Annotated in this window: 10 protein-coding genes; 3 read left to right on the top strand and 7 right to left on the bottom strand. The window is 64.9% G+C overall.

Annotated features, from left to right (window positions below):
- Positions 1–71: 71 nt before the first annotated feature.
- From pvdO to pvdM, 3 genes are read right to left on the bottom strand one after another with little or no spacing between them, the layout of a single operon-like run.
- Positions 72–947: a dihydropyoverdine dehydrogenase gene (gene pvdO / locus PBDP_RS20295; protein WP_109754556.1), complete on the bottom strand. Its 876-nt coding sequence runs from the start codon at positions 945–947 to the stop codon at positions 72–74.
- Between the two features lie 33 nt (positions 948–980).
- The gene (pvdN, locus tag PBDP_RS20290; protein WP_109754557.1) at positions 981–2261 is read right to left on the bottom strand and encodes a pyoverdine-tailoring periplasmic protein PvdN; all 1281 of its coding nucleotides are present in this window, start codon (positions 2259–2261) and stop codon (positions 981–983) included.
- Complete coding sequence (pvdM, locus tag PBDP_RS20285) at positions 2258–3628, bottom strand: pyoverdine-tailoring dipeptidase-like protein PvdM (protein ID WP_212801233.1); 1371 nt, start codon at positions 3626–3628, stop codon at positions 2258–2260. The genes pvdN and pvdM overlap by 4 nt, the downstream gene beginning before the upstream one ends.
- A 331-nt stretch (positions 3629–3959) precedes the next feature.
- On the opposite strand from pvdM, the gene pvdP reads away from it, so the two are divergent.
- Positions 3960–5576, top strand: coding sequence for a pyoverdine maturation tyrosinase PvdP (gene pvdP / locus PBDP_RS20280; RefSeq protein ID WP_109754559.1), 1617 nt, complete (start codon positions 3960–3962; stop codon positions 5574–5576).
- Between the two features lie 213 nt (positions 5577–5789).
- Here pvdP and PBDP_RS20275 read toward each other — a convergent pair whose 3' ends face one another.
- From PBDP_RS20275 to PBDP_RS20260, 4 genes are all read right to left on the bottom strand, one after another.
- A complete protein-coding gene (locus PBDP_RS20275; protein WP_109754560.1) occupies positions 5790–6116 on the bottom strand; it encodes a DUF6124 family protein in 327 nt (108 codons plus the stop codon).
- Positions 6117–6634: 518 nt separating this feature from the next.
- Positions 6635–8029: an efflux transporter outer membrane subunit gene (locus PBDP_RS20270; RefSeq protein ID WP_212801232.1), complete on the bottom strand. Its 1395-nt coding sequence runs from the start codon at positions 8027–8029 to the stop codon at positions 6635–6637.
- A 10-nt stretch (positions 8030–8039) separates the two neighbouring features.
- The gene (locus PBDP_RS20265; protein ID WP_212801231.1) at positions 8040–10010 is read right to left on the bottom strand and encodes a MacB family efflux pump subunit; all 1971 of its coding nucleotides are present in this window, start codon (positions 10008–10010) and stop codon (positions 8040–8042) included.
- Positions 10011–11159 carry an efflux RND transporter periplasmic adaptor subunit gene (locus tag PBDP_RS20260; protein ID WP_212801230.1) on the bottom strand — a complete coding sequence of 383 codons (1149 nt, stop codon included), beginning with the start codon at positions 11157–11159 and terminating at the stop codon, positions 10011–10013.
- 450 nt (positions 11160–11609) lie between these two features.
- On the opposite strand from PBDP_RS20260, the gene PBDP_RS20255 reads away from it, so the two are divergent.
- Both PBDP_RS20255 and PBDP_RS20250 read left to right on the top strand, forming a co-directional pair.
- Positions 11610–12092 (top strand): sigma-70 family RNA polymerase sigma factor, encoded by a 483-nt coding sequence (locus tag PBDP_RS20255; protein WP_109754564.1) that lies wholly within the window; start codon positions 11610–11612, stop codon positions 12090–12092.
- A 146-nt stretch (positions 12093–12238) separates the two neighbouring features.
- Entirely contained in the window at positions 12239–13573 is a 1335-nt protein-coding gene (locus PBDP_RS20250; RefSeq protein WP_116833064.1) for a lysine N(6)-hydroxylase/L-ornithine N(5)-oxygenase family protein, read from the top strand.
- Positions 13574–13812: the final 239 nt, after the last annotated feature.

Raw genomic sequence — 13812 nt, 5'->3', positions numbered from 1 at the left:
GGAGCCGCTGCGCAGCCCAGCGGGAGCAAGCTCCCTCGCCACAAAAGCTTGTCTGTGTCGGGCAGGTTGATTTACATATCCCGCGCCACCCGAAAACCAATCCAGTCCCCCCGATTATCCGGCACCAGCGCGTTGCGGTTGCCGGAGCGGGAGAACACCGGCGCCTCGCCCCAGTCGTTGCCGCGGATGCGCTTGAACTCGCACTTGCCGGTCAGCCAGGCGCTGCCGTCGCTCGGGGCGCCCACATAGTTTTCGTTGTAGCAATCGGCGGTCCATTCGTAGATGTTGCCGTGCATGTCGTACACGCCGAAGGCGTTGGGCGGGAAACTGCCGGCCGGGGCGGTGAAGTTGTAGCCGTCGGCCGCGCCGTAGGTGTTGGCGTGCTGGGCGATGCTGTAGGCCTTGCCTTCATCGAACGGGAAGGGGAACGGCCCGGTGCTGCCGCCGCGTGCCGCGTATTCGCGCAGGGACTCGCTGACCAGCCGATACGGTTTGCCAGTCTTTTTCGACAACCACGCCACGTAGGCATTGGCCTCGGCGAAATCCATGCACACCGCCGGGTGCCGGTCGGTGTACTGCTTGCGCGGGTCGCTGCCCTGGTAGTCCGGGATGCCGGCCTTGCACGCCCGACCGGGGCGCTCATCGCCGTCGGGCATGGTGTAGCCGGTGTCGCGCAGGTAGGCGAACCATTCGCCCTTGAGTACCTGGAAGCGACTGATCGCCAGCGGCTTGGCAAACGTCACCGGGTGCAGCGGGCCTTCGTCGGGTTCGCGGCCCACTTCGTCGTCCGGGGTGCCCATCTGGAAGGTGCCGGTGGGCAGTACGACCATTTCCGGGCAGTCCTTGCAGTCGCGGAAAACCTGGCCCGGTTGCGACGCCTGGGCGCCGGAGGGCAGCAGGGCGGCGAGGGCCAATGCCGGGAAAAACTTCAGCGAAAAACTGTTCATCCATCTCTCTCGATAAGGTCAAAAAGGTTCGGCTCAGAGCGTTTTGCCCAGCAACCCCATGAAGCGATCGATCTCGGCTTCGGTGTTGAGCAGCCCCGGTGCGGTACGGACCACCGGCCCGGCGTCGCGATGCACGGCGTCGGCGATCACCCGGTTCTTCATCAGGTAGGCGGCGATCTCGTCGCTGTCGCGACCCTTGACCCGGAAGAAGGTGAAACCGGCGGACAGCTCCGGGCTCAGGGGCGTGACCAGTTCGATCTGCGGCTGTGCCACCAATTGCTTTTTCAGGTAGCTGTTGAGGGCATGGATGCGTGCCTGCACCTCGGCCTTGCCCAGTTGCAGGTGCAACTTGAACGCCTCGTCGGCCGCCCAGCGATGCTCGAAAGCGTGGTAGCCCCCCGGGGTCATGACGGTGGAAAACGCCGTGGCTTCGGAGAAGGTCGGGATGATCGGCGTGACGTACTTGAGCGCTTCGCTGCGGCTGCACACCAGGCCCGTGCCGCGCGGGCCGAACATCCACTTGTGGGTGCCAGCGATGAAAAAGTCGCAATTCATGGCGGGGAAGCTGAGGTCTTCGACGCCGAAACCGTGCACGCCGTCCACCACAAAAATGATCCGCTGCTCATCGCTGCGGCCCTGGTTGTGCTTGTCCACCAGGGCGCCGATCTTGTCGATCGGCAGCTTCACGCCGCTGCCCGAGTGCACCCAGGTCATGCCCAGCACCCGGGTTCCGGGGCGGATGTTGCGGTCGATGGCCGTGAGGATCTGCTCATGGCTGGCGTCGTGGGCGTTCTCGAACAGCTTGATCTTGCGCACCCGTGTCCCCGTCCTTTGGGTGCGCAGGTCGAGGATGGTGTGGGTGGCGTAGTGTTCGTGGGCGGTGGTGAGGATTTCCTGGTCGGCCGCCACGTGGACGCCGCCGTAGATGATCGACAAACCTTCGGTGGTGCTGCCGGTGAGGGCGATCTGCTTCGGCGTCGCTTGCAGGTAGCGGCCGGCCCAGGTGCGGACGTTTTCCTCGCGTTCTTCGGTGACGCCCAGATCCCAGTCCATCAACAGCCCCGGGTTTTTATCCAGGGCGGCGCGGTGCCGCTCGATGGCCTCGCGCACCGGGCGCGGGTGGGTGGTGATCAGGAAGTTGGAGAAGTGCAGGTAGTCCGGGTCCTGGTTGAACAGTGAGCGTAGTTGCGCCCATTTATCCCTGGGCAGTGGCGGCAGAGAATCGGCGCTGGCCGTGGCGGGCAGGTTGGCGGCGAGCGGCAGGCCCGCGGCGAGGATCCCGGCCTGCTTGAGGAAGGTACGACGCTCATTCATGGTTGGGCCGCCTTCTGGATCGAGACGACAGCGGGGCGGGCGGCTTTCTGGACCTGATCCCAGACTCGCAGGAAATTGCCGCCCCACAGTTTGGCGATGTCGGCTTCGGAGTAGCCGCGGGTCAGCAATTCGGCGGTGACGTTGCGGATGTCGCCGACGTTCTCCCAGCCTTTCACACCGCCGCCTTCGTTGAAGTCCGAGCTGATGCCGACGTGGTCGATGCCGATCTTGCGCACGGTGTAGTCGATGGCGTCCCCCAGGTCCTTGAGGCTGGCCTTGGGTTCTTCTTCGAGAATGCCGTAGAGCTGGGCGGCGTATTCGCCGAATTTCTGTTCCGGCCAGGCGGCGATGATCGGGTCGCCGGGCATCAGCGCCATCGCCAGGTTGGGCAGTGGCGGCAGGTCGAAACGTTCGCGCAGGGCGTTGAGTTTGTCCTGGGTCTTTTGTGTCAGCGGGCGCAGGTATTGGGAGAAACCGACGATCTGCACCACGCCGCCACTGGCCTTGATCAGTTGCATTTCCTTGTCGCTGAGGTTGCGCGGGATGTCCACCATCGCCCGTGGCGCCGAATGGGAGGCCACCAGGGGCGTGCGGCTCAGTTGCGCGACTTGCTCCAGGGCCTGGGTCGACATCTGCGACACGTCGATGATCACGCCCAGGTCGTTCAGGCGCGTCACCGCTTGCTTGCCGATGTCCGACAGACCGCCCAGGGCGTCGGGCGAGTCGTTGAAGAACGGCAGTGGGCGCGAGGAGTCGGCCCAGTCGTTGTTGCCGATGTAGCTGAAACCGAACATGCGCATGCCCCGCGCCGTCCACAGGTCCAGCAGGTTCAGGTCGTGGCCCAGGGGATAGGCGTTGAGCATGCTGATGAAGATCGCGAACTTGCCTTCCCCGTGCAGGCGGCGGAAGTCATCCGGGGTGTAGGCGATGGCGACCTGGTTGGGGAAGTCCCGGACCAGGCCGGTGATGATCTTGTAGCGCACTTCCTGCTGGTTGCGCGCTTCCTCGACAAAACCGGCGGTGGGCTTGTGCGGGGCGTTGGGGCCGTTCCACAACTCCGGCCAGCCGAACACCGTCAGCGCCGCGCCGGACAGGTGGCCGCGATTGGCTTTCACCAGGTCGAACTGGCCGCTGCCGTCCTTGTCGGCTTCATTGCCGGCGGTGCCGAAGTCCAGCGGCACGGTGATGTGGCTGTCGAAGGACAGCAGGCGTTCGTGCAGTTCCCTGGCTTCTTTCATCACTTTGACCGGGTAGCCGGGGTTGTCCCGCCACCAGTGGTCCCAGGCCGCCAGGCCGCCACCCACGGCCAGCGCCAGGGCCAGGGGCACGCCAATGAAAAGAGCCTTTTTCGAACGAGGTGTTGTCATTGCCGATCTCAGTCAGGTTCGCCTTGGAAGGACAGGCGCGGGGGCCTTTGCTATCTGGGGAGAACGAGTGATCGGGCGGGAAATTTAGGTGCGCTCGGGGCCGCCATCGCGAGCAAGCTCGCTCCCACATTGGAACGCGGTCAACCTGTGGGAGCGAGCTTGCTCGCGATGGCGGTCTGACAGTCGACCGATTTCTCGCGGATGTACCAGATCCATTGTGGGAGCGAGCCTGCTCGCGATGAGGCCCTCACAGCTCGCCTATAAATTTGTCAGCCCACCCCTCGTTCTAGCTTGGATAAAGCCCGCTCCAGGGCTGGACACAGGTAAGGCAATGACGATTTCTCGACGATGGTTCATGGCAGGCCTGGCGCTGACCGGTGCCGCCGTGCCTGCGGTGTATTACGGGCATCGCGAACTGACCCGGCCGGACCCGACCATTACCCCCGGCGAGGCGTCGTTCGACGTGGCCGACGTGGCGGGCCAGCGCCGGGCCGATACGTTGCGGGGCATCTGGACGATCCGTTTCACCGGCCGCGACGCTGGTCTCGACGGCTTGCCCCAGGACGATCTGCAGCTTTTCCTCGATATTGGCCAAAGGGGCCGTGGCCTGGTGGGTTACCTCGACAGCGCCGAACGTTTGCGCGCTGCCGAGGAGCCGCGTTACCGGGTGTTGGGCGACCTGGCCGGAACCGATCCGAAGCAACTGAGCTGGCGGCTGATGGGGGCGCAGCACGACGCGCCGGACTATGAATGCATCATGACCCTGGACGAAGTCTGGGCCGGTTTTGGCAATGCCGGCAGCGCCACCCTCAGCGGTCGGGTATTGCGCCTGGACCGTCCCTTGGCGTCGCCTGAACTGGACAATCATTTCATCGCCGTCAAGCAGCGCTTCCCCGAGGCCCGGGAGCGCACGCCGTTGAGCCCGGCACTGCTGGCCTGGCTGGTGTCGCCCGAGCATCGGCTGTTCCACCAGCTCTGGCACGCCTCGCGGGACAAATGGCACACCCTGGACGAGGACAAGCGCAATGCCCTGCGTGGCATCGGCTGGCAGCCCGGCCCACGGAACCAGGAGCGCGATGCCCGCGGGCCGCGCAAGGATCGCAATGGCTCGGGCGTGGACTTCTTTTTCATGCACCGGCACATGCTCGGCACGGCCCGTTCGTTCCAGCCGCTGCCGTCGTGGCCACGCTTCCCCTTGCCGCAACCGGAGCTGGAGCGCGATCGCCTTGGCTTCGCCCGTTACCTCGATAACCACGATGGCACGGCCTTGCCGCCGACCTGGCTGGCCGATGGCGACGAGCAGTACGCTCAGTGGGTCAGCGACATCAAGACCGCCGAGACCTACCACAGCAATTTCCAGGTCTGGGAATCGCGCTACCGCGACCCGCGCTACCTGGCGAAACTGACCCTGGGCCAGTTTGGCTCGGAAGTGGAATTGGGCCTGCACGACTGGCTGCACATGCGCTGGGCCTCGGTGCCGCGTGATCCGTCCAACGGCCACCCGGTGCCGTTCGCCCGCGACCCGGCGGACTTCGCCCAGCGTTGGTACGCCCCGGAGAATGACTTTCTCGGCGATCCGTTTTCTTCCCACGTGAACCCGGTGTTCTGGGCCTTCCACGGCTGGATCGACGACCGCCTCGAAGACTGGTTCCGCGCCCATGAACGCTTCCATCCGGGGGAAGTGAGCCGGCTCGAGGTCAACGGCGTGCCCTGGTTCGCCCCGGGCCGCTGGGTCGAAATCGCCGACCCCTGGCTGGGCCCGGACACCCACGGGTGCAGCACCACGCCGGGGCTGCAGCTCGGACGCTCGGTGGAGATGGACCCGGAAACCATGAAACTGGCCCTGCGCATCACCTTCGGCAGCGATGACAAGAAGCTCGCCGAACTGTTTCGTCGCGTGCCGCAACGGCCGTGGTATGCGCGCAATCTCAAGTCCAAGCCGGTGTGAGCTCTGGCCCGAACTGACCGAACCTGGGCTGTGTGAATGACTGCTTTTGTGGCGAGGGAGCTTGCTCCCGCTGGGCTGCGAAGCGGCCCCAAAACCAGCCCCCTCCAAACACCTGACCCACCGAGGAGCCAGCCATTGGGGGCTGCTGCGCAGCCCAGCGGGAGCAAGCTCCCTCGCCACAGGTGTCACTTGGCTTGAGGTTAGTGTGGGGCGTCAGCGCGGCGCAGCGATGTCCAGGGCGCGGTTCGCTAGCAGCTCACTCAGCTCGACCATCTGCTGGATCCCCAGGGCGAAACTCCGTCGTGCGCCTTCCAGATCAAAGGCCAGTTCGTTGGCCATGACATTGACTGACGCAAGGGTTTCGCTGAGGTTGGCCAGCAAGCATTCCAAGTCCGCACTCTCTGCAACGGTGAACAACTGGCCCGGTGGTGGAGTAGGTTTTTCAGGCTTGAGGTCGAGGTAGTAGGAGAGGGCGCGGTCGGCGGCTTCGTCGAGTTTTTTGGAATCGTCTTCGGGGGGGTTGGGGGTGATCTTGAACATGGTGCAGCTCCTGATTATTCAAAGGGCGCTGCCAGACATCACTTGCAGATGATGGGGTGGCAGCTATGCGCGGGTCTGCAAGACCGGGAAACCAGGAACCCGGCAGACCCGAAGGTCTCCCGCACACAGCCGCCATAAAACGAACACGAACGTGTCGATTGGCTTCGGCTATGCGCCTGGTATTCGTCGGGCTTGCAGACCCGATCACTGATGAGCAGTGACGGGGAACAAGTTATCGATGGGGTGCCAGGCGCACAAGCCGGCGGATTCTGGCGTAGTTGTAGGCAATGACGCAAGGCAACGTAGCCTCACTCGGGAGTCCTACATGGCCCGATAAACAGAACCAAAGCCGAACACTATTTGTGGCTAGGAGATTTATCTGTGGGAGCAAGGCTTGCCCGCGATGCAGGCACCTCGGTCCTCGGAAACCGTGTCGTCTGCATCGCGGGCAAGCCTTGCTCCCACAGGAGATAACCCTAGCCACAATGTATTACTTGGCTTGAAGGTGGGTTTGGGGCTTACATTACCCGCCAACCCCCACCCAACGCCCTGTACAACGCCACGCTCGCCTGCACCCGCGCCAATCTCAGTTGCACGTTCATATCCTGGGCGGCGTATAGGGTGCGTTGGGTTTCCAGTACGGTGAGCAGGTCTTCGGCGCCGGCCTGGTAGCGGCGTTGGGCGATGTCGAAGGCGGTCTGGGCCTGGTGCAGTTCTTCGCTTTGCCATTGCCGTTGGCGGTCCAGGCCGTTGATGCCGTTCAGGGCTTTTTCGACGTCGGCGAAGCCGTTGATGATGGCGGCGCGGTAGAGTTCCAGCAGTTCCTCTTGGCGGGCGGTGGCCCTGTCTCGTTCGGCCCTCAGGCGGCCGTTGTTGAAGATCGGCGCGGCCAGGCCGGCCGTGAGGTTGTAGACGTTGTTGCGCAGCAACTGGTCGGCGATGTCGGCGCCGGTGGCGAGGCTCAGGCCCAGGGTCACGGTGGGCAACATGGCGGCGCGGGCCACGGTGATGTCGGCCTGGGCGGCGGCGAGGCGGGCTTCGGCGGCGGCGATGTCCGGGCGACGGCGCAGCAGTTCGCTGGGCACACCGGCGTCGATGGCGGGCCAGTGCAAGCGGTCGAAACTGTCGTCGTCGAGCTTGACCGACTGCACCGGTTGCCCCAGCAGCGTCGCCAGGGTGATCACGGCTTCCTGGGCCTGTTGCTGCACTTGGGGCACGCGGCGTTGCTGGGCCGCCACCAGGCTTTTTTGCTGGGACAGTTCCAGGGCCGTGGCGCTGCCGGCGTCGTAGCGGGTCTGCACCAGGTCGAGTACGCGTTGGGCGTTGTCCAGGTTCTGTTCGGCAATGCGCTGTTGCTCGCGCAGGGACAGCGCCTGGGTGTAGCTGTTGGCGACGCCGCTGAGCAGGGTCAATTCCACGGTCGCCCGGTCGAACTGGCTGGCCGACAGCGTGCTCAGCGCACTGTCCCGAGCCGCCCGTTTGCCGCCCCAGAAATCCAGCTCATAGGTGGCGCTGAGGTTGGCGTCGTAGTAATCGATGGTGCGGTTGTCCCGGTCGACGTCCAGTTGGCTATAGCCTTTGCCGCGCAACAGCTCCTGGCGATTGCCGTTGAGCCCGGCCGTGACCTGCGGCAGCAACGGCGCGCCGGCGATCACCGCGCTGGCCTGGGCCTGGCGCACCCGGGCCATGGCGGCGGCCAGGTCGTGGCTGTCCCGGCGCGCCTGTTCGATCAAGCGGTTCAAGGGCGGGCTGCCGAAGTGTGTCCACCATTGCTGGTTATCCGCTCGGGCGCTGGGTGTGTCGAGGGACTGCCAGGCCGCTGGCGGCTGGATGCCGCTGTCCGGCGGCGACGCAGGGGTGGCGCAGGCGGCCAGCAACAGGCTGGCAGCCAGGAGGGTCAGGTGCGCTTTCATAGGGTGGGGTTCATTCACTGGTGAGGGCCGCGACCGGGTCGAGGCGGGCGGCCTTGCGGGCGGGCATGAAGCCGAAGACGACGCCGGTGACCAGGGCGCAGCCGAAGGCGCCAAACACCGCCAGCCATTCGAAGGCCACGGCGATCTTGCCCAGCAGCAAGGCGCCGCCCACCAGCAGGGCCAGGCCGATACCGGCGAGCCCGCCGACCACCGAGAGCATCACTGCTTCGGTGAGGAATTGGCGCAGGATGTCGCGCTGGCGAGCGCCGGTGGCCATGCGAATGCCGATCTCGCGGGTCCGTTCGCGCACGGTCATGAGCATGATGTTCATCACGCCGATGCCGCCCACCAACAGCGAAATCGCCGCAATGGCCCCGAGCATCAGCGACAGTGTGCCCTGGGTGCGGGCCTCGGCCTGGATCATCGCGGCGTTGTTGGTCAGTTCGAAGTCCTGCTTGCCGTTGTGCAGACGCAACAGGGTGCGGGAGACCGCCTGTTCGGCCTCCTTGACCTTGCCCGCATCCCGGGCGGCGATCACCACGTACTCGGGGTGACGGGTGCCGAACAGCCGCACACTGGCGGCGGAATAAGGGATGGCGACGCGATTGTCGGCGTCCGAATCCCCGGAGCTGGCGCCTTTTTCCGCCAGTACGCCGACCACCTGGAACGGCATGTTCTCGATCAGGATGTAGCGGCCGATGGGGTCGGAAACATCCTTGAGCAGTTTCTGCCGGACCTTGTGGCCGATCACCGCCACCGCCGCGGCGCCGCGTTCATCGGCGTCGGTAAAGTAACTGCCCTCGGCCACCGGCCAATTGAAAATGGTCGGAAAATTGGTGTCATTGCCGCCGACGTAGCTGGTGTGATCGAGGTTGCCGAAACGCACGCTGGCTTCGGCGCCGTTGACCGGCATGATGCGCTGTACCTCGGGCAGGTCGGCGAGGGCGGCCAGGTCATATTCGCTGATGATGCCCTTGGCGGCGCGCGGTGCGGGTGCACTGCCATTGAGGTAGATGATGTTCGAGCCGAACGCGCCCATCTGGGCCATGACCTGGCGCTTGCTGCCTTCGCCCACGGCCAGCATCACCACCACCGAGGCCACGCCGATGACAATGCCGAGCAAGGTCAGGGCGGTGCGAAAACGATTGATCCACATCACCCGCCATGCCGCCTGCACCGCGTCCACCAGCTCACCTTTCCAGGCGCCGTTGTGTTCGCTGCCGGCGCTCAGGCGTTGGCGCAGATCCACCGCTTGCAGTGCCTTTGGGTTGGCTCGCCCGTCGTGGGGCAAAGCGCTGGCGCTGTCGCTGATGATCAGTCCGTCGCGGATCTCGATGATGCGCTTGGCCCGGGCCGCCACTTCGCGGTCGTGGGTGATCAGGATGACTACGTGGCCCTGGCTCGCCAATTCGTCGAGCAACGCCATGACCTCGGTGCCACTCTGGCTGTCGAGGGCACCGGTGGGTTCGTCGGCGAGGATGATGTGGCCGCCGTTCATCAAGGCCCGGGCAATCGACACCCGTTGCTGCTGGCCGCCGGACAACTGGTGCGGACGATTGCCGGTGCGGCTGGCCAGGCCAAGGCGGTCGAGCAGGGCGCTGGCCCGGGCGTGGCGCTCGGCAGCGGAAGTGCCGGCGTAGATGGCCGGCATCTCGACGTTTTCCTGGGCCGTGCCGGAAGGGATCAGGTGATAGCCCTGGAACACGAAGCCGAAGGCCTCGCGCCGCAGCCAGGCGAGTTCGTCACTGCCCAGGCCGGCGACGTCTTCGCCGGCGAAACGGTACTCGCCGTGGGTGGGGCGGTCGAGGCAGCCGAGGATGTTCATCAGGGTCGATTTACCGGAGCCGGACGCCCCGACAATCGCCAGGAATTCCCCGGCGTGAATGGACAAATCGATGCCGCGCAGCACCTCCACCCGAGGGCTGTCGCCACCGCCATAGGCCTTGCGAATGTCCCGCAGTTCGATCAGGGGCGTGTTCATTCAGCCTCCGCTGCCGCTGGCCGGGCCGATCAGCACCCGGTCGCCTTCGCTCAGGCCGTCGAGGATCTGGGTGCGCAGCCGATCGCTGACGCCGGTGCGAACGGTGCGCGGCTGGACATCGCCGTTGTCGGCCAGCACCTGTACCTGGCTGGCGTCCCGCAGGGCGGCGATGGGCACGGTCAGCACGTCCTTGGCCTGGGCGGCGACGAAAAATACCTGGGCGGTCATGTCGGTCATCAGCGCGCGGTCGGCGTTGTCGACGTCGAGCAACACGGTGTAGAGCACCACCCGCTCGCTGCCGCTGCGCCCGCTCGTGGGGCTGCCGCCCTGGCTGGCCTCCAGCGGGCGTGGCGGCACCGGGAGGATCTGGCGAACGGTGCTGCTCCAGCGCCGGCCGCCGCCGGCCAGGGTGGTGAAATAGGCGGTCATGCCCGGTTTGACGTGGCCGATGTCGGCTTCCGAGACTTCGGCCCAGACCGTCATCGGCGACAGCCTTGCGATGCGCAGGATCAGCGGGGTTTGCTGCTGGGCGTTGAGGGTCTGGCCTTCCCGGGCACCGACGGCGACCACGGTGCCGCTCATCGGCGCATAGATGCGCGTGTAGCCCAGCTCGGCCTCGTCGCTGCGCAGGCTGGCCTGGGCCTGGCGGATCTGGGCCTGGAACATGTCGATGCGCGCCTGGGTCGCGCGCACTTCGGCCTGGGCGGTCTGCACGTCTTCCTCGCGGGTGGCGTCGCCGGCCTTGAGTTGCTGCTGGCGGCGGAATTTCTGCTGCGCCAGGTCGTGCTGGGCGCGCTGTTCCTGAAGCTGGGCCTTGAGGTTCTCGATCGAAAAACGCCCGGCGTCGAGCCGGGCCTTTTGCGTGGACGGGTCGATTTCCACCAGCAATTGGCCCTCACGCACTTCGTCGCCGGCTTCCACGTGAATCTTCTGGATCTGCCCGGACGCCTGGGCGCCCACATCGACATAACGCCGCGGTTGCAAGGTGCCCAGGGCGGTGACGCTGTTTTCGATATCGCCACGGGTGACGGGCGCGGTGACCAGGGGCGCCCGGCTGGGCACGACCGCTTGCCACGCGGCGAAGGCCACGGCCGGAAGCAGGGCGAAGGTGAGAAGCCAGGCGCGTCGGGTAGGGCGGGGACGTTTCATGCAGGGTTCCGGCCGGTGATATCGGGCCCGTCCCAGGAAGGGCAGGGACGGGGGGCTGTTCTGGTAGACGAGCGTTCCGGGCGGGAATTTAGCGGGTGAAACACTTGGTAGCAGGTTGGGGAAAACAGTTGAAGCGCCACAGACCCCTGTGGCGAGGGAGCTTGCTCCCGCTGGGGCGCGAAGCGGCCCTGAAACCTGAATCCCGTTTATGTCAGATTCGATGGTGTTGCCTGCCTTGGGCCTGCTGCGCAAGCCAGCGGGAGCAAGCTCCCTCGCCACAAAAGCCGCCAATAGAAAGGAACGAATCCGCCTTGATACAAACCAACGCTTTAAATCTATATGAGAATTACTATAAATTACGCGACTGAATCTGCCACTATCGTGCCATGCCCTTTTCCGGCATGCCGGGTGGCACAGGGATAGCTGTCGCAGTCATTGCGCGCGGGAGTCATGGTGGAAAACTACTATCGCGAGCTGGTGTGTTTCCTGAATGCCAGGCTTGGCAACCGCCAGGCGGCCGAGGATGTGGTGCATGACGCCTATGTGCGGGTGCTGGAGCGTGCCAGCGACACGCCCATCGAACAGCCTCGGGCATTCCTCTACCGCACGGCGCTGAACCTGGTGATCGACGGGCATCGGCGCAATACGCTGCGCCAGGTCGAATCCCTGGATGTGCTGGACAGCGAAGAACGCTTCTTCACTCCGTCGCCCCACACCAGCCTCGACCATGGCCAGCGTCTGGACATGCTGCGGCGCGCCCTGGCCGAGCTGCCACCGCTGTGCCGCGAGAGTTTCCTGCTGCGCAAGCTCGAAGGCCTGTCCCACCCGCAAATCGCCGAGCGCCTGGGCATTTCCCGAGCGCTGGTGGAAAAGCACATCGTCAACGCCATGAAGCACTGCCGCGTTCGCGTGCGACAGTGGGACGCGCCCTGATTCGATCGTCGCCGGTCACCCGGCGGTAAATTTTTTTTCATTGTCCTCGTTCCTCTCAACAGACGACTTGCCGGCGCCTCGAATGCCGGTCAGGTTCCCCAGGCTTTTCGTGCCCTGTTGAGGGGCTTTTCCAGAGGACACTGGACATGACACAGGCAATTGCATCGCCCATCGTTCACGACTTGATCGGCATTGGCTTCGGCCCTTCGAACCTGGCGCTGGCCATCGCGCTGCAGGAGCGGGGGCCGGTCCAGGGTGAACTGGACGTGCTGTTCCTCGACAAGCAGGCCGACTACCGCTGGCACGGCAACACCCTGGTGACCCAGAGCGAGTTGCAGATTTCCTTCCTCAAGGACCTGGTGACACTGCGCAACCCCACCAGCCCGTATTCGTTCGTCAATTACCTCAAGCACCATGGCCGCCTGGTGGACTTCATCAACCTCGGCACCTTCTATCCGTGCCGCATGGAGTTCAATGACTACCTGCGCTGGGTGGCCGGGCACTTCACCGAGCAGAGCCGCTATGGCGAGGAAGTGCTGCGCATCGAACCGGTGCTGCACAACCAGCAGGTCGAAGCGCTGCGGGTGATCTCCCGCGACGCCCAGGGCGCAGAGCTGGTGCGTACCACCCGTTCGCTGGTGGTCAGTGCCGGCGGTACGGCGCGCATTCCCGAGGCGTTCAAGGCGTTCAAGGACGACGCGCGGGTGTTCCACCATTCCCAGTACCTGGAGCGCATGGCGGGCCAACCGTGCGTGAAGGGTCAACCGATGAAGATCGCCATCATCGGCGGCGGGCAGAGCGCGGCGGAGGCCTTCATCGACCTCAACGACAGCTTCCCTTCGGCACAGGTCGACATGATCCTGCGCGGCTCGGCCCTCAAGCCGGCGGACGACAGCCCGTTCGTCAACGAAGTGTTCTCGCCGGAATTCACCGACCTGGTGTTCCAGCAGCCCCACAGCGAGCGCGAGCGCCTGGTCAACGAGTACCACAACACCAACTATTCGGTGGTGGACATCGACCTGATCGAGCGCATCTACGGGATTTTCTATCGCCAGAAAGTCTCCGGCATCGCCCGTCATGCGTTCCGCACCCTCACCACGGTGGAGAAGGCCACGGCCACCGATGCCGGCGTGGAACTGGCGGTGCGCAACAACGCCACCGGTGAGCTGACGGTGCGCCGTTATGACGCCGTAGTGCTGGCCACCGGTTACGAGCGGCAGATGCACCGCACCCTGCTGGAACCGCTGGCGCAGTACCTGGGGGATTTCGAGGTGGATCGCAACTACAAGCTGATCACCGACGAGCGCTGCAAGGCGGCGATCTACATGCAGGGCTTCTGCCAGGCCAGCCATGGCCTGAGCGACACTTTGCTGTCGATCCTGCCGGTGCGTGCCGATGAAATCGCCGGTTCGCTGTACGAGCACGGGCACAATCGTGGGCAGGCGCGTGCGGCGCGAGATGTGTTGTTGGCTGCTGTATAGGCCAGACCTGCGCTACGCGTCAGTCAATGCAAAGCAAAACCCTGTGGGAGCGAGCAAGCTCGCTCCCACAGTTCTGGTCCCTGGGCAAGCCGGCTTCGGGTAACTCGCAGGAAATTCCTCAGAAACTTCCTACACTCACTGCACGCCTCCCGCAGTTTGAAAGGCTCGGTTCGCTGTTCCCTCGTATTGGCAGTCTGAACCCAATCAGCCGGTCGCCCTGACTTTTGGTGAAGTCGGAG

Origin of the sequence: Pseudomonas sp. St290, assembly GCF_018325805.1 — a bacterium.
In the GTDB taxonomy this organism is placed as follows: domain Bacteria; phylum Pseudomonadota; class Gammaproteobacteria; order Pseudomonadales; family Pseudomonadaceae; genus Aquipseudomonas; species Aquipseudomonas bijieensis.
The sequence above is the reverse complement of the archived record's forward strand: the minus strand, read 5'-3'. Positions and strand labels throughout refer to the sequence as shown.

What these genes read in the sequence shown, in the direction of transcription:
- PBDP_RS20275 (WP_109754560.1), bottom strand. Translation starts at nt 6,116, where the DNA reads ATGTTCAAGATCACCCCCAACCCCCCCGAAGACGATTCCAAAAAACTC.
- PBDP_RS20270 (WP_212801232.1), bottom strand. Translation starts at nt 8,029, where the DNA reads ATGAAAGCGCACCTGACCCTCCTGGCTGCCAGCCTGTTGCTGGCCGCC.
- PBDP_RS20260 (WP_212801230.1), bottom strand. Translation starts at nt 11,159, where the DNA reads ATGAAACGTCCCCGCCCTACCCGACGCGCCTGGCTTCTCACCTTCGCC.
- pvdN (WP_109754557.1), bottom strand. Translation starts at nt 2,261, where the DNA reads ATGAATGAGCGTCGTACCTTCCTCAAGCAGGCCGGGATCCTCGCCGCG.
- PBDP_RS20265 (WP_212801231.1), bottom strand. Translation starts at nt 10,010, where the DNA reads ATGAACACGCCCCTGATCGAACTGCGGGACATTCGCAAGGCCTATGGC.
- pvdO (WP_109754556.1), bottom strand. Translation starts at nt 947, where the DNA reads ATGAACAGTTTTTCGCTGAAGTTTTTCCCGGCATTGGCCCTCGCCGCC.
- PBDP_RS20250 (WP_116833064.1), top strand. Translation starts at nt 12,239, where the DNA reads ATGACACAGGCAATTGCATCGCCCATCGTTCACGACTTGATCGGCATT.
- pvdP (WP_109754559.1), top strand. Translation starts at nt 3,960, where the DNA reads ATGACGATTTCTCGACGATGGTTCATGGCAGGCCTGGCGCTGACCGGT.
- PBDP_RS20255 (WP_109754564.1), top strand. Translation starts at nt 11,610, where the DNA reads ATGGTGGAAAACTACTATCGCGAGCTGGTGTGTTTCCTGAATGCCAGG.
- pvdM (WP_212801233.1), bottom strand. Translation starts at nt 3,628, where the DNA reads ATGACAACACCTCGTTCGAAAAAGGCTCTTTTCATTGGCGTGCCCCTG.